The organism is Klebsiella sp. I138, assembly GCF_051131765.1.
Taxonomy (GTDB): domain Bacteria; phylum Pseudomonadota; class Gammaproteobacteria; order Enterobacterales; family Enterobacteriaceae; genus Klebsiella.
Window position 1 is genome coordinate 2,608,317 of the sequence record NZ_CP180447.1, and the last position, 17,521, is coordinate 2,625,837.

The 17,521-nt window shown below is 55.9% G+C and carries 16 protein-coding genes; 14 read left to right on the forward strand and 2 right to left on the reverse strand.

The window, feature by feature from the left end; translation table 11 throughout:
- Nucleotides 1-44: 44 nt before the first annotated feature.
- From ACMYSK_RS12185 to ACMYSK_RS12220, 8 genes are all read left to right on the forward strand, one after another.
- Entirely contained in the window at nucleotides 45-995 is a 951-nt protein-coding gene (locus tag ACMYSK_RS12185; protein ID WP_434643420.1) for a sugar-binding transcriptional regulator, read from the forward strand.
- A gap of 362 nt (nucleotides 996-1,357) precedes the next feature.
- Nucleotides 1,358-2,878: an FGGY family carbohydrate kinase gene (locus ACMYSK_RS12190; protein WP_434643423.1), complete on the forward strand. Its 1,521-nt coding sequence runs from the start codon at nucleotides 1,358-1,360 to the stop codon at nucleotides 2,876-2,878.
- 134 nt (nucleotides 2,879-3,012) lie between these two features.
- Nucleotides 3,013-3,948, forward strand: a complete 936-nt coding sequence (locus ACMYSK_RS12195) for a D-ribose ABC transporter substrate-binding protein (RefSeq protein ID WP_434643426.1) — start codon at nucleotides 3,013-3,015, stop codon at nucleotides 3,946-3,948.
- A 43-nt stretch (nucleotides 3,949-3,991) separates the two neighbouring features.
- Entirely contained in the window at nucleotides 3,992-4,612 is a 621-nt protein-coding gene (locus ACMYSK_RS12200) for a DUF2291 family protein (protein ID WP_434643428.1), read from the forward strand.
- 1 nt (nucleotide 4,613) lies between these two features.
- Entirely contained in the window at nucleotides 4,614-6,158 is a 1,545-nt protein-coding gene (locus ACMYSK_RS12205) for a sugar ABC transporter ATP-binding protein (RefSeq protein ID WP_434643431.1), read from the forward strand.
- A gap of 17 nt (nucleotides 6,159-6,175) precedes the next feature.
- Nucleotides 6,176-7,243: an ABC transporter permease gene (locus ACMYSK_RS12210; RefSeq protein WP_434643434.1), complete on the forward strand. Its 1,068-nt coding sequence runs from the start codon at nucleotides 6,176-6,178 to the stop codon at nucleotides 7,241-7,243.
- 64 nt (nucleotides 7,244-7,307) lie between these two features.
- On the forward strand, nucleotides 7,308-8,105 hold the full coding sequence (locus tag ACMYSK_RS12215; protein ID WP_434643436.1) for an SDR family oxidoreductase: 798 nt from the start codon (nucleotides 7,308-7,310) through the stop codon (nucleotides 8,103-8,105).
- A 35-nt stretch (nucleotides 8,106-8,140) separates the two neighbouring features.
- Nucleotides 8,141-8,926: an SDR family oxidoreductase gene (locus tag ACMYSK_RS12220; protein ID WP_434643438.1), complete on the forward strand. Its 786-nt coding sequence runs from the start codon at nucleotides 8,141-8,143 to the stop codon at nucleotides 8,924-8,926.
- A gap of 294 nt (nucleotides 8,927-9,220) precedes the next feature.
- On the opposite strand, the gene ACMYSK_RS12225 is transcribed toward ACMYSK_RS12220, so the two are convergent.
- Nucleotides 9,221-9,916, reverse strand: coding sequence for a GNAT family N-acetyltransferase (locus tag ACMYSK_RS12225; RefSeq protein WP_434643441.1), 696 nt, complete (start codon nucleotides 9,914-9,916; stop codon nucleotides 9,221-9,223).
- A 211-nt stretch (nucleotides 9,917-10,127) separates the two neighbouring features.
- Here ACMYSK_RS12225 and ACMYSK_RS12230 point away from each other — a divergent pair, with 211 nt between their 5' ends.
- From ACMYSK_RS12230 to ACMYSK_RS12250, 5 genes are all read left to right on the forward strand, one after another.
- Nucleotides 10,128-11,696: an ABC transporter substrate-binding protein gene (locus tag ACMYSK_RS12230; protein WP_434643443.1), complete on the forward strand. Its 1,569-nt coding sequence runs from the start codon at nucleotides 10,128-10,130 to the stop codon at nucleotides 11,694-11,696.
- Between the two features lie 101 nt (nucleotides 11,697-11,797).
- Nucleotides 11,798-12,811 (forward strand): ABC transporter permease, encoded by a 1,014-nt coding sequence (locus ACMYSK_RS12235; RefSeq protein ID WP_434643445.1) that lies wholly within the window; start codon nucleotides 11,798-11,800, stop codon nucleotides 12,809-12,811.
- On the forward strand, nucleotides 12,811-13,644 hold the full coding sequence (locus ACMYSK_RS12240; protein ID WP_434643448.1) for an ABC transporter permease: 834 nt from the start codon (nucleotides 12,811-12,813) through the stop codon (nucleotides 13,642-13,644). Before ACMYSK_RS12235 ends, ACMYSK_RS12240 begins: the two co-directional genes overlap by 1 nt.
- Nucleotides 13,637-14,473, forward strand: a complete 837-nt coding sequence (locus tag ACMYSK_RS12245; RefSeq protein WP_434643451.1) for an ABC transporter ATP-binding protein — start codon at nucleotides 13,637-13,639, stop codon at nucleotides 14,471-14,473. The genes ACMYSK_RS12240 and ACMYSK_RS12245 overlap by 8 nt, the downstream gene beginning before the upstream one ends.
- Nucleotides 14,460-15,164, forward strand: coding sequence for an ABC transporter ATP-binding protein (locus ACMYSK_RS12250; protein ID WP_434643453.1), 705 nt, complete (start codon nucleotides 14,460-14,462; stop codon nucleotides 15,162-15,164). Before ACMYSK_RS12245 ends, ACMYSK_RS12250 begins: the two co-directional genes overlap by 14 nt.
- A 62-nt stretch (nucleotides 15,165-15,226) precedes the next feature.
- Here ACMYSK_RS12250 and ACMYSK_RS12255 read toward each other — a convergent pair whose 3' ends face one another.
- Nucleotides 15,227-16,564, reverse strand: coding sequence for an aspartate aminotransferase family protein (locus tag ACMYSK_RS12255; RefSeq protein ID WP_434643456.1), 1,338 nt, complete (start codon nucleotides 16,562-16,564; stop codon nucleotides 15,227-15,229).
- Between the two features lie 180 nt (nucleotides 16,565-16,744).
- Between ACMYSK_RS12255 and ACMYSK_RS12260 the strand changes: the two genes are divergently transcribed.
- Nucleotides 16,745-17,509: an SDR family NAD(P)-dependent oxidoreductase gene (locus ACMYSK_RS12260; RefSeq protein ID WP_434643458.1), complete on the forward strand. Its 765-nt coding sequence runs from the start codon at nucleotides 16,745-16,747 to the stop codon at nucleotides 17,507-17,509.
- Nucleotides 17,510-17,521 lie beyond the last annotated feature (12 nt).

Sequence of the window (17,521 nt, forward strand, 5' to 3'; positions counted from 1 at the left end):
CCTCTAACATAATGGCTGCACGTTAATGATTTTCGGGGATATATATGGCTAAGCAGGATGAACAACGGCTATTAGTTAAGATTGCCACTCTTTACTACCTTGAAGGACGAAAGCAGTCCGACATTGCTCAACTTCTCTCGCTTTCTCAGTCATTTGTCTCCCGCGCTATCACCCGCTGCCAGAAAGAAGGGGTGGTGAAAATTAGCGTCGTTCAGCCCTCAAATATTTTTCTGAATCTCGAAAAAGGCATTGAGGATCGCTACGGAATTAAGCAGGCCATCGTCGTGGACACCGAAGAAGATGCCAGCGACCACACCATTAAACGCGCTATTGGTTCGGCTGCGGCCCACTATCTTGAAACACGGCTCCGGCCAAAAGATCTGATTGGCGTCTCGTCGTGGAGCTCAACCATTCGGGCCATGGTTGATGAGGTTCACGCGCAGAACCTCAAAGCCAGCGGCGTGATTCAGCTGCTGGGCGGCGTGGGTCCTAACGGCAATGTGCAGGCAACAATACTCACTCAGACCCTTGCGCAGCGGTTAAACTGCGAAGCCTGGCTGCTACCTTCGCAAAGCATTGAAGGATCCGTGGAAGAGAAAAACCGGCTGATTGCCAGCCAGGATGTTGCCGATGTGATTTCTCGTTTTGACGAAGTCGATATGGCTATCGTCGGGATTGGCATCCTCGAACCTTCACAGTTGCTCAAAACGTCTGGCAACTATTATCACGAAGATATGCTACAGGTGCTGGCGGAGCGTGGTGCAGTCGGAGATATTTGCCTGCACTATTACGATAAAACCGGCCAGGCCGTGTTACGTGATGATGAAGATCCTGTTATAGGCATGGCGCTGGAGAAGGTTAAAAACTGTCCGAACGTTGTCGCGCTGGCCGGCGGTAGCGATAAAGTCGCCGCCATCAAAGGTGCCCTCTCCGGTGGTTATATTGACGTTTTGATCACCGATTACCCTACCGCCAGGCTGCTTATCACCGCATAGCCATTCACTTGAACATCTTTTCCCGTGCCCTTGCGCGCTCACCGAAGACGCAAGGGAACGTCAAATAAATACTTATATTTCAATTTAGTAAGTGACTTAGCCACTGTTCAAGTCTGACGTCCCCCACGCATTTATCAATCCAGATAAGTGTGATTGCCAGCACAATTGATAACTTTCCCTCTGGCTCCTGAGAAACTTTCTGGCTAAGGTATTAAATAAATAATCACTATCGAATATATATTCAGTGATTAAAAAAGTGATAACGAAATGTCACATCATGGCCTGCTAAGCAGCAATGCGATAACGAGGAATCTCGCCCTTCCCTCAGCGCCAGGACGACGTGTGACTCAGGAGACTATCTAATGCTGGCAACACAGAAAGAGTTCATCATTGCGCTCGATGAAGGTACCACCAACGCTAAAGCGGTGGTGCTTGACGGCCGTGGCAACGTTATTGTGAAGTTTTCTCAACCGTTGGCTATCCAGACACCTCGCGATGGCTGGGTAGAACAGTCCGGAGAAGCCTTAGTCGAGGCCTCACTGGAAGTGATAGCGAAAGCTATTGCACATGTTGGCGCAGAAAAAGTAGTGGCATTAGCCATCAGCAACCAACGTGAAACCGCCATCGGTTGGTATCGCCAGAGCGGCAAACCGATTAATGCTGCCATCACCTGGCAATGTACCCGTAGCGCGAGTTTCTGTGAGGCGCTGCGCCGTGATCACAAAGAACCCCATATTAAATCCACCACCGGGCTGCCGATTGCCCCCTTGTTTTCCGCCTCAAAAATGCGCTGGTTGCTGGAATCACTGCCGGAAGGGCGGGCGATGGCAGAGCGCGGGGACATTTGTCTCGGAACCATCGATAGCTGGCTACTGTGGAACCTGACGCAAGGTGAAGCCTTCAGCTGCGATTACTCCAACGCCGCACGGACTCAGCTGCTCAATCTACACACCGGCCAGTGGGATAACGACATGCTGGCGTTGTTTCAGATCCCTCGCGTCGCGCTGCCGGAAATTAAACCGTCCAGCGGGTTATTCGGTTATACCCGCGGGCTGGCCGCCATTCCTGACGGTATCCCGGTAATGGCCATGGTCGGCGATTCACATGCAGCACTGTTTGGTCACGCGCTCGGCGAACTGGGCTGCGTTAAGGCCACTTATGGAACAGGCTCATCCGTCATGGCACCGGTAAAATCGGCGCAGTGCGACATTGCAGCACTGGCCACTACCATCGCCTGGCACGATGGCGACAGCATCATTTATGGCCTGGAAGGCAACATTCCTCACACCGGCGATGCCGTGGCCTGGATGGCTGATAGCACGGGGCTAAGCGAACTCTCCGATAGCGAACTGGCCTATGAGCTCAACACCCTGCCAGCCTCCGTCGATTCAACGCTGGGCGTCTATTTTGTCCCCGCACTGACGGGTCTGGGTGCCCCCTGGTGGGACGACAGCGCACGGGGCGTTATCTGCGGACTCAGCCGCGGCGTCAAGCGTGCCCATCTGATCCGCGCCGCGCTGGAATCCATCACCTACCAGATTGCCGATGTGGTGGTCGCCATGCGTCAGCATGATGACTTCCATCTTGCTGCCTTGATGGTCGATGGCGGACCGACAAAAAACGACTGGCTGATGCAATACCAGGCCGACCTGCTAGGTTGTCCGGTGATGCGCAGCGATGTCCCCGAACTGTCAGCTATTGGCGCGGCCCTGCTGGCCCGCAAGGCAATTCAGCCCGGCACTGCTATTGATTTAAGTGCTTTCTTGACCGAACACAGCGAATTTCGCCCCGACATGGCACGCCATCAGCGTTTACAAAAAAGATGGCAGGAGTGGCGCCATGCGGTGGACAGAACATTATGGAAACCGGCCCCGTCCGCCTGACGCCCCACCAGGGATCCTGCTGCGCGACGAACCTGAATCATCAACAGAAGGAGAGCTCCGGCCCATACAACTGATTTTCAGGCCTTGCGTTGTTTCACCGTACCCGACAATAACAACATAGAGAGAACATTGTCATGAAATTACGTTTAACGCTGTTAACTGCTGCCACCCTGACCGCTTTTTCATTTTCCGCTCAGGCGGTAGAAAAAGGCACCATTATGATTATGGTCAACTCGCTGGATAATCCGTATTACGCCTCTGAAGCGAAAGGTGCCAGCGAGAAAGCAAAAGAACTGGGATATAAAACGACGATTCTGTCACATGGTGAAGATGTAAAAAAACAGAACGAACTTATTGATACTGCCATTGGGAAAAAAGTTCAGGGTATTATTCTCGATAATGCCGACTCAACCGCCAGCGTTGCTGCAATTGAAAAAGCAAAAAAAGCAGGTATTCCCGTGGTATTAATCAACAGGGAAATTCCGGTTGATGATGTGGCCCTTGAACAGATCACACATAATAACTTCCAGGCAGGTTCGGAAGTAGCCAACGTATTTGTTGAAAAAATGGCAGAAAAAGGAAAATACGCAGAGCTGACCTGCAACCTTGCCGATAATAACTGCGTGACTCGCTCTAAATCTTTCCATCAGGTTATCGACCAGTATCCTGACATGATCAGCGTCGCCAAACAGGATGCCAAAGGTACGTTAATCGATGGCAAACGTATTATGGATAGCATCCTCCAGGCTCATCCTGACGTTAAAGGGGTGATTTGCGGTAACGGCCCTGTCGCGCTGGGCGCTATTGCCGCACTTAAAGCAGCAAATCGCACGGACGTCGTCGTTGTCGGCATCGACGGCAGCAACGATGAGCGTGATGCCGTTAAAGCAGGAAGCTTGCAGGCCACCGTTATGCTCCAGGCCCAGTCTATCGCTGCTCAGGGAGTTACCGACCTCGATAATTTCCTGCAAAAAGGGGTTAAACCGGCGAAACAGCGCGTCATGTTCCGCGGCATCCTGATAACCAAAGATAACGCAGACAAAGTTCAGGACTTCAATATCAAGTCCTGAGTTCGGGTTGTTGCGCCCCTGCGGGGGCGCATAGGAGAGTCTCATGTATAAAAAAACCTGGCTGGCATTAGCCGTTCTGGCTCTTGGAGGCTGCCGCATTGTCTCTCAGCAAGAGCTGGCCGATCTTAAATCCCCGCCCAATCCGCACATGGCGAATATCGACCGGACATGGCAGGAGAAACTTGTGCCGCAGGTTGTCGCCCAGGCCCGCTCCGTCGGGACATTGATGACCGAATTACATGCCGCCAAAGATATCGACAGCGCCTGCAAAACATTGGGTTACCGCGCTCAGGAAGAAAACCCGTGCATTTTCTTCGTCAAGGTTGAAGGCAAAATAACTCAAGTTGATGCCACCTCACGCAGTGGAAAAATGACCGTTCAGGATCAAAGCGGCAGCAATATTACGGTGCAAATCGGTCCAACGCTTCGCGGAACCCAGCTACGCGATGGTTATAAAGGCACCAGTTACGAAGACTTTAACGATCAGGTCCTGTTCGGTGAGTATGGCCGAGCCATTAACGACCAGGCCGTAAAAATGATTAAGACCGCACAGATAACATCCGGCGAAACGGTTCAGGTCTATGGCGTATTCTCCGCCTGGGATATACCGCAAACGTTCCCTGATATTACCCCAGCGAAAATTATTCGCCCCGGAGGACAATAAGATGTCAGCGCAAGAAATCGTCACTCCTCAACCAGTCGAAGCTGAAGTTATTATCGAAACCCGTGGACTGTCTCGCGTTTACCCGGGCGTTATCGCCTTAGATAACGTCGACTATCGGGTCTATCGAAATAAAGTCAACGTTCTGATCGGAGAAAATGGTGCGGGTAAATCCACCATGATGAAAATGCTTGCCGGTGTCGAAACCCCCTCCTCCGGGCAAATTATTCTCGAGGGCTCTCCCGTTTCATTAAACTCGACTCACCAGGCTGAAAAACAGGGAATAAGTATCATTTTTCAGGAGCTAAATTTATTCCCGAATATGAATGTCATGGACAATATTTTCATGGCAAACGAGTTTTTTCAGAAAGGCAAAATCAACGAAAAATACCAATACGAACTGGCTAAATCACTGCTGGAACGGCTGGAGCTTGATGTCGACCCCTATACTCCACTCGGGGAACTGGGTATTGGTCACCAGCAGTTGGTCGAAATTGCGCGTGCCCTGTCCAAAGATACTCGCGTATTGATTATGGACGAGCCCACTTCCGCGCTCAGTCAGTCTGAAGTCAAAGTCCTGTTCAATGTCATTGATCAGCTTAAGCGTCGCGGCGTCACCATCATTTATATCTCCCATCGCCTGGAAGAGCTGATGGAAATTGGCGACTACATTACCATTTTCCGTGATGGTCGTTTTATCAGTGAACGGACCGTCAGCGATGCCAGCATCCCCTGGATCATTGAACAAATGGTCGGCGATAAGAAAAAACATTTCGATTACCAGCCAGCTCCCAAAGGCGAAACGGTTCTGGCGGTGGACGGCCTGACCGCACTTCACCCCAGCGGAGGTTACAAACTCAATGATGTGACCTTTACCTTATGCAAGGGCGAGGTCATCGGTATTTACGGCCTGCTGGGTGCCGGGCGTACAGAGCTGTTCAAAGGGATGATCGGCCTGATGCCCTGCCAGAACGGCAGTATCCATCTCAACGGCGAAAATATTGGCAAAGCCCATTTTCAGGCAAGGCTCAAAAAAGGGCTGGCGCTGGTACCGGAAGACAGACAGGGCGAAGGTGTCGTGCAGATGATGTCCATTCAATCCAATATGACGCTTTCCGATTTTAGCCTACAGGGGTTTCGTCGCGCCTGGAAATGGCTGAATCCGCATAAAGAAGACGCCAGCGTGAAAGAAATGATTCAGCAGCTCGCTATCAAAGTTAGTGATCCCGAGCTTCCTATCACCTCTCTGAGCGGCGGTAACCAACAAAAAGTGGTGCTGGGCAAGGCGCTAATGACGCAGCCGCAGGTCGTTTTTCTGGATGAGCCGACGCGTGGCATCGACGTGGGTGCCAAAACGGATGTGTATCACCTCATTGGCAAAATGGCGCAGCAGGGGCTCGCCGTGATGTTCTCCTCGTCGGAGCTGGATGAGGTCATGGCGCTGGCAGATCGTATTTTGGTGATGGCCGATGGCCGTATTACCGCTGATTTACCGCGTCATGCGGTTACCCGCGAAAAATTGATCGCGGCTTCAACACCTCAAGATTAACCAGGCTGGAATCCATCATGAACCAGAAATATATGATTTATATGTACCTGCTGAAGGCCAGAACGTTTATCGCTCTGCTGCTGGTTGTTGCGTTTTTCAGCGTGATGGTACCGAATTTCCTGACCGCTTCGAACCTGTTGATTATGACCCAGCATGTGGCCATTACCGGCCTGCTGGCTATCGGGATGACGCTGGTCATTTTGACCGGGGGAATTGACCTTTCAGTTGGCGCCGTGGCCGGGATCTGCGGCATGGTCGCCGGAGCCCTGTTAACAAATGGTCTGCCCTTGTGGAACGGCAGCGTCATCTTCTTCAATGTGCCTGAAGTCATCTTGTGCGTGGCCATATTTGGCATATTGATGGGCTTTATTAATGGTGCCGTGATTACCCGTTTTGGCGTAGCCCCCTTCATCTGCACCCTCGGTATGATGTACGTCGCCCGTGGCTCTGCCCTGCTGTTTAATGATGGCAGCACCTACCCCAACCTCAACGGCATGGAAGCGCTGGGCAATACCGGGTTCGCGACCCTCGGTTCCGGAACGGTTCTGGGAATTTATCTGCCGATCTGGCTAATGATCGCCTTTCTGGTGCTGGGCTACTGGTTGACGACGAAGACCCCGCTGGGCCGTTATATCTACGCCATCGGGGGTAACGAATCCGCGGCTCGTCTGGCCGGCGTCCCCATTGTTAAGGCCAAAATTTTTGTTTACGCCTTCTCCGGACTTTGCGCCGCGTTCGTCGGACTGATTGTTGCCTCGCAGCTGCAAACCGCACACCCGATGACCGGCAACATGTTCGAAATGGACGCCATCGGTGCCACCGTTCTTGGCGGAACCGCGCTGGCAGGCGGTCGGGGCCGGGTTACTGGTTCAATTATCGGCGCCTTCGTTATCGTCTTCCTTGCCGACGGAATGGTGATGATGGGCGTCAGTGATTTCTGGCAGATGGTGATTAAGGGCGTGGTTATTGTTACCGCCGTCGTCGTCGACCAGTTCCAACAGAAGCTACAGAACAAGGTCATTCTCATGCGCCGCCATGAAGAAAAACTGGCGACGGTTCATCCCACCGGCGCTGCGTCCAGTTAATTCACGCTTAACACCGATTCTTCCGCCGGGCGTAGTCGCCCGGCTTAGCTAAAGGGAAAAAAGTATGCACAGAAATTTTCACAACAAAACCATCGTTATTACCGGCGCCTGCCGCGGTATTGGTGCCGGTATCACCGAACGCTTTGCTCGCGATGGCGCCAGACTGGTGATGGTCTCTAATGCACCACGCGTCCATGAAACCGCAGAAACCTTACGCCAACGTTATCAGGCCGATATTCTGTCACTGCAGATTGATGTCACCGACGAGGAACAGGTTCAGTCCCTGTACGAGCAGGCCGCAGCCCGCTTCGGCACCATTGATGTTTCGATTCAAAACGCCGGAGTGATCACCATCGATTATTTTGATCGCTTGCCGAAAGCAGATTTCGAAAAAGTACTCGCCGTCAACACCACTGGCGTCTGGCTATGCTGTCGAGAAGCGGCCAAATATATGGTGAAACAAAACCACGGTAGTTTGATCAATACCTCCTCCGGTCAGGGGCGTCAGGGCTTTATCTACACCCCACATTACGCCGCCAGCAAAATGGGCGTCATCGGCATTACGCAAAGCCTGGCCCATGAGCTGGCACCGTGGAATATCACGGTCAATGCCTTCTGCCCAGGAATTATCGAAAGTGAAATGTGGGACTACAACGACCGGGTATGGGGCGAGATCCTCAGCAATGAACAAAAGCGCTATGGCAAAGGTGAGCTAATGGCGGAGTGGGTGGAAGGCATTCCGATGAAACGAGCGGGGAAACCGGAAGATGTGGCCGGGCTGGTTGCCTTCCTCGCCTCCGACGATGCGCGCTATCTAACCGGGCAAACGATTAACATCGACGGCGGCTTAATTATGTCGTAATGCCCGCCAGGGTATTGACCAGAAGAGTAATCACTATGATCGCAAAAAATTTTGCTCAACAGCTGTTTAACCTACAGGACCGTGTAGCCTTCATCACCGGTGCAGGTAGTGGGATTGGCCAGACAATTGCCTACGGGCTTGCCAGCGCGGGCGCGCGCGTCGTCGGCTTTGATTTACGTGAAGATGGCGGACTTGCCGAAACCGTTAATAATATCGAAGCGATGGGTGGACAAGCCTGCTTTTACACCGGAGATGTGCGCCAGCTTAGCGATCTGCGAGCCGGCGTCGCGCTGGCCAAAAGCCGTTTCGGCCGTCTCGATATAGCCGTCAATGCCGCCGGTATCGCCAACGCTAACCCGGCGCTGGAAATGGAAACGGAACAGTGGCAGCGGGTTATCGATATCAACCTTACCGGTGTCTGGAACTCCTGTAAGGCCCAGGCGGAGCTGATGCTGGAATCTGGCGGCGGCTCAATTATCAATATCGCCTCGATGTCCGGGATTATTGTCAACCGCGGGCTCGAACAGGCGCATTACAACAGCTCAAAGGCCGGCGTGATTCATCTCTCCAAAAGCCTTGCTATGGAGTGGGTCGGGAAAGGGATTCGCGTCAACTCGATTAGCCCTGGTTACACCGCGACGCCGATGAATACCCGCCCTGAAATGGTTCATCAGACCCGTGAGTTCGAAAGCCAGACGCCCATCCAGCGAATGGCCAAAGTTGAAGAAATGGCTGGACCGGCGCTGTTTCTCGCCAGCGATGCTGCTTCATTTTGTACCGGCGTTGATCTGGTCGTCGATGGTGGCTTTATCTGCTGGTAAACTGAACATATCGGGACATCCCTGATAAATAAAGGCGCCCACGGGCGCCTTTTTTCATACGCGACATTCTGCTGCCGACATCCCCGGCAACATCACGCCGTTCCCCGGCGCGATCCTGTGCAGATGGATAAACAGGCTGGCTCTGGTTCTTCCATTTCTGCCGGGCGGCGGATGACACCTTGCCCGGCCTGCAACAGTCAGCCTGTGCCGAAGACCGGTCCTTCAGGCTTATGCCTGCCCCGTAGGCTCGCGCAAGCGAAGCGCCGCCGGGCTATTTGTGTCACCGGGCTGCCCTTAACGCAAATCTTCCAGTCGCTTCAGCTGTCTCCCTTCACCATCAAAATTTTCCGCCGCCAGCCACGCGCGCAGCGCTGCATCACGCTCTGCCCATTCGCTGTCAATTATCGACAGCTGATCGCTATCGCGGGTGCGCCCTTTGCGCACCATTTTTTGCCGCAGGCGGCCCTCCCAGGTGAATCCCAGACGATCCGCCGCCCGCCGTGAGGCGATATTCATCGAATCGCACTTCCACTCCAGCCGGCGATAGCCTTGCTCAAACGCATTCTTCAGCAGCAGCCACACCGCCTCCGTACCCAGCGGGGTATTTTTCATCGGACGCGACCAGGTAACATGACCGATTTCAACCGTCCCCATTCCCCGGTCGATGGCCATATAACTGACCAGCCCAACCGCCTGCCCGGAATGCAAATCGATGACCGCAAAGGGTACCAGCGCATCATCGTTGACTTTACCCGCCACCCAGTGCGCCGCAGCTTCAACGCTCGTCGGGCAGGTGCTGGCCAGCCACGTCCAGTCACTCTCATCGCCGAGCGCGTAGGCCGCAAACAGATCGGCGGTATGGCGATGCACATCCAGCGGCTCAAGTCGGCAAAAGCGCCCGCTTAGCGGCGTGCGTTTCAAGATTCTGGCCCCCTGCCAGTCGGCAACAACATCATTCACCACCTGACCGTACTGATTGATTTCCGGCATGCCTGCACCCCGTTGAATTGTAATGAAATTGTTATATCAAGAAGCACAGCGGACAGAAAGAGCCCCGCCGTTTATTTTCATTAATAACCTGCTGATATGAATTATTCTTTTTACGCATAAGCTTATCTGTATTTTGACTTTACGACTGCGGTGAAGCGGCCTAACGTAGCGAAGCATAAATAATCAAAACAACATTTTTCAGGGATTGCACATGACCAAAAAACTGCTCTCTTTACTGGTGCTGACCGCGCTCTCCGCCGCCGTTCATGCCGCTACACCGCCTTCAACTCTGGTCGTTGCCCAGGGCCTTGACGACATCGTCAGCCTTGACCCGGCAGAAGCCAATGAGCTTTCCAGTATTCAGACGGTACCGAGCCTCTATCAGCGTCTGGTTCAGCCAGACCGTGACAACCCTGAAAAAATCGCCCCGATTCTGGCAGAAAGCTGGCAGGCTGACCCGGCAGCGAAAACGCTGACCATTAAGCTGAAGCCCGACGCGAAATTCGCTTCGGGCAACCCGCTTCGCCCGGAGGATATTATTTTCTCCTATACCCGCGCGGTGACGCTGAATAAATCCCCCGCCTTTATTCTTAACGTCCTCGGCTGGCAGCCGGACAACATCGCCAGCCAGTTGAAAAAGGTCGATGACCATACGCTGCAACTGCACTGGACCGCTGACGTCAGCCCGGCTGTGGCGCTGAATATCCTCTCCACGCCCATTGCTTCTATCGTTGATGAAAAACTGGTGGCGCCGAACGTCAAAGACAACGACTTCGGTAACAGCTGGCTGAAAATGCACTCTGCCGGCAGCGGTGCGTTTAAGATGCGTGTCTATCAGCCGCACCAGGCCATCGTGCTGGAGGCCAACGACAGCTCGCCCACCGGCGCACCGAAGCTGAAGAGTGTGATCATTAAAAACGTTCCCGATCCGGCCTCTCGTCGGCTGCTGATTCAACAGGGTGACGCCGACGTCGCTCGCGATCTCGGCGCCGATCAGATTGCCGCCCTACAGGGGAAACCGGGCGTTAACGTACTGAGCATTCCGTCCGCCGAGCAGAACTACCTGGCGTTCAACACCGGCAACAGCGCCAACCCGCTGCTGAAAAATCCGGCCCTCTGGGAAGCCGCACGCTGGCTGGTGGACTACGACGGCATCACCAAAGATCTGCTTAAAGGCCAGTATTTTGTGCATCAAAGCTTCCTGCCGGTCGGCCTGCCGGGCGCGCTGGATAATAATCCGTTCAAATTTGACCCGGCGAAGGCGAAAGCCATTCTCGCCAAAGCGGGGATTAAAGATGCGCACTTTACCCTTGATGTTGAGAACAAACCGCCATTCATCACCATTGCCCAGTCAATGCAGGCCAGCTTTGCCCAGGGCGGCGTGAAGATTGACCTACTGCCCGCGGCAGGCAGCCAGGTGTATGCCCGCGTGCGCGCGAAACAGCACCAGGCGGCGATTCGCCTGTGGATCCCGGATTATTTTGACGCCCACTCCAACGCCAGCGCCTTCGCCTGGAATGATGGCAAATCCAGCACCGTTGCCGGTCTCAACGGCTGGCAGATCCCGCAGCTGAATAAAGAAACCCAGGCCGCGGTCGCCGAAGCCGATCCGGCAAAACGTCTTGATCTGTATAAGAAAATGCAGGAAGAGTTACAGCGCAGTTCACCGTATGTGTTTGTTGATCAGGGGAAAACTCAGATCGTGGTCCGCGATAACGTCAAAGGCTATCAGCAGGGCCTCAACGCCGATATGGTCTGGTACGATAACGTCACCAAGTAATGTCCCTTGTTGCCGGGTGGCGTTGCGCTACCCGGCCTACGTTCTCGTTTTTTGTAGGCCGGGTAAGGCGACACCGCCACCCGGTATGAAGAGATTTTTCCATGCCACATCTTTCCACTCGCGTGCTTCAGGGGCTGCTTACCCTGCTGCTCACGCTCTTCGGCCTGTTGCTCGTCACGTTCGCGCTTTCGGCGCTGTCGCCGGTTGACCGGGTGCTACAAATCGTCGGCGATCATGCCAGCCAGTCCACCTACGATCAGGTTCGCCACCAGCTCGGGCTCGATCGCTCGCTGCCGGTGCAGTTCTGGCACTATCTGGTCAATCTGGCCCACGGCGACCTCGGCACGGCCAGCTCTACCGGCCAGCCGGTGCTGCACGACCTGCTCGCCACCTTTCCCGCCACCCTCGAACTGGCCACGCTGGCGCTGATCGTCGGTGCGTTACTCGGGGTCAGTGCCGGGGTGTTGTGCGCTCGTTACGCGGGTTCTCCGTGGGATCTGGCGGTACGCACCTTTACCCTGGTCGGTAACTCGGTACCCATTTTCTGGCTCGGGCTGCTGATGCTGGCGCTGTTCTATGCCAAATTACAGTGGACGCCGGGTCCCGGTCGGCTGGACGATATCTATCAATATACCGTCGAGCCGCGAACCGGCTTCGTGCTGATTGATACCTGGCTCTCCGGCGATAAAGAGGCCTTCAAGAATGCCCTCGGCCACCTGCTGCTGCCGGTGCTGCTGCTGGGATATTATTCACTGGCCAGCATCACCCGCCTGACCCGGTCCGCCTGCCTCAGCGAGATGAACAAAGAGTACATCCTGCTGGCGCGCGCCAAAGGTGCCAGCGAAATGACGATTCTGCTGCGCCACGTGCTCCCCAATATTCGCGGCACCCTGCTCACGGTCATCGCCCTGGCCTGGACCTCCATGCTGGAAGGGGCGGTGCTCACGGAAACCGTCTTCTCCTGGCCAGGTATTGGTCGCTACCTGACCACCGCGCTGTTTGCCGGCGATACCACCGCCATCATGGGCGGTACGCTGCTCATTGGCGCCAGCTTTGTCTTCATTAATAACCTCACCGATCTGCTGGTGCGGTTGACCGACCCGAGGATACGCTGATGCCCGCCTATCTGTTTTTGCGGCGCCTTCGCCGTTCCCCCGCCGCTTTTTGCGGGCTGATCATCATCGTGTTGCTCATGCTGGTGGCGCTGTTCGCCCCGTGGCTGGCGCCACTCGACCCTAACTGGCAGGATGCTGCCGCGCGGTTGCAAGGGCCCGGTGCGCAGCACTGGCTCGGCACCGACAGCTACGGTCGCGACCAGCTTTCTCGCCTGATTTATGGCGCGCGTCCGGCGCTGGGCCTGGTGGCGTTAGTCACCCTGATCACCCTGCCCGCCGGCCTGCTGGTAGGCATTCTTTCCGGCTATTACGGTGGCTGGCTGGAGCGCATTTTAATGCGTTTTACCGACGTGGTGATGTCAATGCCGCGCCTGATCCTCGCATTTGCCTTTGTCGCCATGTTGGGTCCGGGGCTGGTTAACGGCGCGCTAGCGCTGGCGCTCACCACCTGGCCCGCCTATGCCCGTCAGGCGCGGAGTGAAATTCAGCGTCTGCGCCATAGCGATTATCTGGCGGCGGCGGAGATGATGGGCATTCGCGGCTGGCGGCTGCTGATTGGCCATATTTTGCCGCTGTGTCTGCCTTCCGCAATCGTGCGTCTGGCGCTGGATCTGGCGGGGATTATTCTCGCCGCCGCCGGACTGGGCTTCCTTGGTCTTGGCGCTCGTCCTCCGATGGCGGAATGGGGCGCAATGATTGCCGACGGGATGCAGGTCATTTTCGATCAGTGGTGGATTGCCGCCGCACCTGGTGCCGTGATCCTGATAGCCAGCCTGGCATTTAACCTGCTGGGCGACGGCCTGCGCGATGTTCTGGAGCCGCAACATGACTGATAACCGACTCACCGTTCAAGGTCTCAGCATCGACTACCCCTCCGCCCGGGTGGTCAATAACGTCAGCTTTACGCTCGGCAACGAGCGGCTGGCGCTGGTGGGCGAATCCGGTTCAGGCAAATCGATGACCGCTCGCGCTCTGATGGGGCTGGTGCGCAGGCCGGGCGTGGTCAGTGCAGAGACGCTGACCGTTCTGGGGCACGATCTTCTGAGCCTCAACGACCGCGGCTGGCGTGCCCTTCGCGGCAACGATATTGCCATGGTATTGCAGGATCCGCGCTATGCGCTGAACCCGGTACAGAACATTCAGGCGCAGCTGGAAGAAGCGTTAACGCTGCATCAGCGCCTGAGTCGCCGCGCGCGGCTGGAGGCGGTAAAAGCCGCCGTTGCCGCCGTCGGCCTCGATTTGCCCGTGCTCAACCGCTATCCCGGCGAACTCTCCGGCGGGATGGGGCAGCGGGTGATGATCGCCATCGCGCTGTTGAATAACCCGAAAGTGCTGATTGCCGACGAACCCACCTCGGCACTCGATTCCCGTCTGCGCAATCAGATCCTCGAACTGCTGGTGGAACAGTGCGAACAGCGGCAAATGGCGATGCTGCTGATCAGCCACGATCTGCCGCTGGTAGCGGAGCATTGCCATCGGGTGCTGGTGATGTATCAGGGCGCGCAGGTTGATGAGATGCCCGCCCGCGAACTACCCCAGGCTACGCATCCCTACACCCGTACGCTGTGGACCTGCCGTCCTGATGCGAGCACTTACGGCGAGATGCTCCCCACCCTCGACAGAACGCAGGACTTTACGGAGGCGGCGCATGGCAGTCGTTAATCTCGACGCATTACAGGTGATTTTTGCTGAAAAAACGGCGGTTTCCGCCGCCAGCTTCGACGTCGAGGCCGGGGAAACTTTCAGCCTGATTGGCGCCTCCGGCTGCGGAAAATCCACGATTCTGCGGGTTCTCGCCGGGCTACAGCGCGAATGGCGCGGCAGCGTTCAGCTGTTCGGGAAGGCGATAACGCCCGGCGTTCGTTTTCAGGGCGAGCTGCGCCGCAACGTGCAGATGGTGTTTCAGGATCCCTACGCGTCTTTGCACCCCAACCATACGCTGTGGCGAACCCTGGCCGAGCCGCTGAAAATCCATGGTCTCGACGCCATCCAGCAGCGGGTCGATACCGCGCTCGAGCAGGTGGGGCTTCCCGCCGATGCCGCGCGTCGCTATCCGCATCAGCTTTCCGGCGGCCAGCGCCAGCGCGTGGCAATTGCGCGCGCGCTGCTGCTGCGCCCGCAGATCCTGCTACTCGATGAACCTACCTCAGCGCTGGATATGTCGGTGCAGGCGGAGATTCTCAATCTGTTGAACCGGTTGAAGCAGGAGCACGGTATGACCTATCTGCTGGTCAGCCATGATGCTGATGTGATTGCCCATATGTCGGATCGGGCGGCATTTATGGCAGAAGGCGTGATCCAGCGCTTCTTCAATCGTGAAGCGCTGGTCAGTGGCGATCACCGGATGGGCTGACCCGCTGGCGCCACGCTGACCGGGCTACGCATCGACCGTAGCCCGGTTCAGGCATTACCGCTTTATTTCGCCAGACTGGCAAAGCGGGCGAGTACGCTGTCGAAAATCGCCAGCCCTTGCGCAATCTGTTCGGCGCTGATGGTGCACGGTGGCACCACGTGAATGCGGTTTTCCACCACAAAGGCCAGCAGACCGGCTTCGGTTAACGCCCCCTTAATTGCCGCCATATCCGCTGCGGTCAGCGGCGTTTTACGTTGGCGGTCGCTGACCATTTCCAGCGCCTGGAACAGGCCACGGCCGCGGACATGGCCGATGATCGCATGTTTTTCCGCCAGCGCTTCCAGCCCAGAACGCAGGACGTGATTCCCCATCTGCGCCGCGTTTTCGACGATTTTTTCCTCTTTCATGGCGTCAATGGTGGCCACAATCGCCGCCATCGCCAGCGGATGGCCGGAATAGGTCAGACCGCCGGCAAAGAAATGGTCGTCAAAATAACGGGCAATCGGGTCGCTTATCAGCACGCCGCCCGCGGGCACGTACCCGGCATTAACCCCTTTGGCAAAGGTCACCAGGTCCGGCACTACGCCATCTTGTTCGAAGGCAAACCAGCTCCCGGTACGGCCAAACCCGGACATCACCTCATCAAGGATCAGCACGATACCAAACTCATCGGCCAGCGCGCGAACGCCTTGCATATAGCCGTCAGGCGGCACCAGAATGCCGGCGGTACCGGGAATCGACTCCAGCAGAATGGCGGCAATGGCGCCAGGGCCTTCGCATTCAATCATTCTGCGTAAATGTGCCAGCGCGCGCTGGCACTCCTCTTCTTCCGTCGCGGCATTAAATTCGCTGCGATAGAGGTACGGGTTGAAAAAATGAACGTGGCCGCGAGAATATTCATTCGGCACGCGGCGCCAGTCTCCGGTAGCCGCAATCGCACTTCCGGTATTGCCGTGGTATGAACGATAGGCCGACAGCACTTTATCGCGTCCGGTATACAGCCGCGCCATGCGAATGGCATTCTCATTGGCATCGGCACCGGCATTGGTAAAGAACACCTTGCTAAAGCCTTCCGGCGCCAGCTCGACAATGCGTTTCGCCGCTTCACCACGGGCGAGGTTGGCGGTCGCCGGCGCAATCGTCACCAGTTCCTCCAGCTGCGCTTTCATCGCCGCCAGCACGCGAGGGTGCTGGTAGCCGATGTTGACGTTAACCAGCTGGCTGCTGAAATCAAGGTAGGTTTTGCCTTCATAATCCCACAGCTCGCAGCCTCTGGCTCCGGCAATCACCAGCGGGTTGACGTTGCCCTGTACCGACCACGAATGAAAGACATAAGCGCGATCCAGTTGGCGTACTTCATCGTTGCTTACCGTTACATCGTTCTGTATTGCCAGCTTCATACCCTGCCCTCTGATGTCGTTGTTGTTGGCTCCATCATTGGTCGCGCTGAGGAAAAAGGGATAGAGCCAGTCGCTTGAAAAGGTTGTGACACCGTGTCACAACGCCACCTGACAACTGGCCCTGTGTCGGGGCGGGCGCCGTTTTTATAGTGAGGAGAACAATGCGCACAGGAGAGTGAAATGACGACCAACAACGTGGTGTTTATTACCGGAGCAACCTCTGGTTTTGGGGAAGCAGCGGCACAGGTGTTTGCCGAGGCGGGCTGGTCGCTGGTGCTGAGCGGGCGTCGTCTGGCGCGTCTGGAAAAGCTGTATGACCGGCTGAGTCCGCTGGTGCCGGTACATATTATCGAGCTTGACGTCCGCGATAGCGAGGCCGTTGAAGCCGCAGTGGCGGCGCTGCCCGCCGCCTTTGCCGATGTCAAAACGCTGATTAACAACGCCGGCCTGGCGCTGGCACCTCAGCCGGCGCAGAAGGTCGATCTACAGGACTGGAAAACAATGATCGATACCAACGTCACCGGTCTGGTCAACGTCACCCACGCGCTGCTGCCGACGTTAATTCAGCACGGTGCCGGCGCCAGTATCATCAATATCGGCTCTATTGCCGGCCAGTGGCCCTATCCGGGCAGCCACGTTTACGGCGCCAGCAAAGCATTTGTGAAGCAGTTCAGCTACAACCTGCGCTGTGATTTACTCGGTACCGGGGTGCGGGTAACCGACCTGGCTCCGGGAATTGCCGAGACGGAATTCACCCTCGTACGCACCAAAGGCGACCAGGCCGCGTCCGATAATCTCTATCGCGGCACCACGCCTTTGAGCGCGCAGGATATCGCCGGGCAGATGTTTTATATCGCCACCCTGCCGGATCATATGAACATCAACCGCGTAGAAGTGATGCCGGTACGCCAGGCCTGGCAGCCGTTCGCCATTGACCGGGATTGAGGTTTTCGTCGT

Bases quoted from the DNA above. Each gene is read 5' to 3' on its own strand.
- ACMYSK_RS12185 (WP_434643420.1), top strand. From the start codon at position 45: ATGGCTAAGCAGGATGAACAACGGCTATTAGTTAAGATTGCCACTCTT.
- ACMYSK_RS12190 (WP_434643423.1), top strand. From the start codon at position 1,358: ATGCTGGCAACACAGAAAGAGTTCATCATTGCGCTCGATGAAGGTACC.
- ACMYSK_RS12195 (WP_434643426.1), top strand. From the start codon at position 3,013: ATGAAATTACGTTTAACGCTGTTAACTGCTGCCACCCTGACCGCTTTT.
- ACMYSK_RS12200 (WP_434643428.1), top strand. From the start codon at position 3,992: ATGTATAAAAAAACCTGGCTGGCATTAGCCGTTCTGGCTCTTGGAGGC.
- ACMYSK_RS12205 (WP_434643431.1), top strand. From the start codon at position 4,614: ATGTCAGCGCAAGAAATCGTCACTCCTCAACCAGTCGAAGCTGAAGTT.
- ACMYSK_RS12210 (WP_434643434.1), top strand. From the start codon at position 6,176: ATGAACCAGAAATATATGATTTATATGTACCTGCTGAAGGCCAGAACG.
- ACMYSK_RS12215 (WP_434643436.1), top strand. From the start codon at position 7,308: ATGCACAGAAATTTTCACAACAAAACCATCGTTATTACCGGCGCCTGC.
- ACMYSK_RS12220 (WP_434643438.1), top strand. From the start codon at position 8,141: ATGATCGCAAAAAATTTTGCTCAACAGCTGTTTAACCTACAGGACCGT.
- ACMYSK_RS12225 (WP_434643441.1), bottom strand. From the start codon at position 9,916: ATGCCGGAAATCAATCAGTACGGTCAGGTGGTGAATGATGTTGTTGCC.
- ACMYSK_RS12230 (WP_434643443.1), top strand. From the start codon at position 10,128: ATGACCAAAAAACTGCTCTCTTTACTGGTGCTGACCGCGCTCTCCGCC.
- ACMYSK_RS12235 (WP_434643445.1), top strand. From the start codon at position 11,798: ATGCCACATCTTTCCACTCGCGTGCTTCAGGGGCTGCTTACCCTGCTG.
- ACMYSK_RS12240 (WP_434643448.1), top strand. From the start codon at position 12,811: ATGCCCGCCTATCTGTTTTTGCGGCGCCTTCGCCGTTCCCCCGCCGCT.
- ACMYSK_RS12245 (WP_434643451.1), top strand. From the start codon at position 13,637: ATGACTGATAACCGACTCACCGTTCAAGGTCTCAGCATCGACTACCCC.
- ACMYSK_RS12250 (WP_434643453.1), top strand. From the start codon at position 14,460: ATGGCAGTCGTTAATCTCGACGCATTACAGGTGATTTTTGCTGAAAAA.
- ACMYSK_RS12255 (WP_434643456.1), bottom strand. From the start codon at position 16,564: ATGAAGCTGGCAATACAGAACGATGTAACGGTAAGCAACGATGAAGTA.
- ACMYSK_RS12260 (WP_434643458.1), top strand. From the start codon at position 16,745: ATGACGACCAACAACGTGGTGTTTATTACCGGAGCAACCTCTGGTTTT.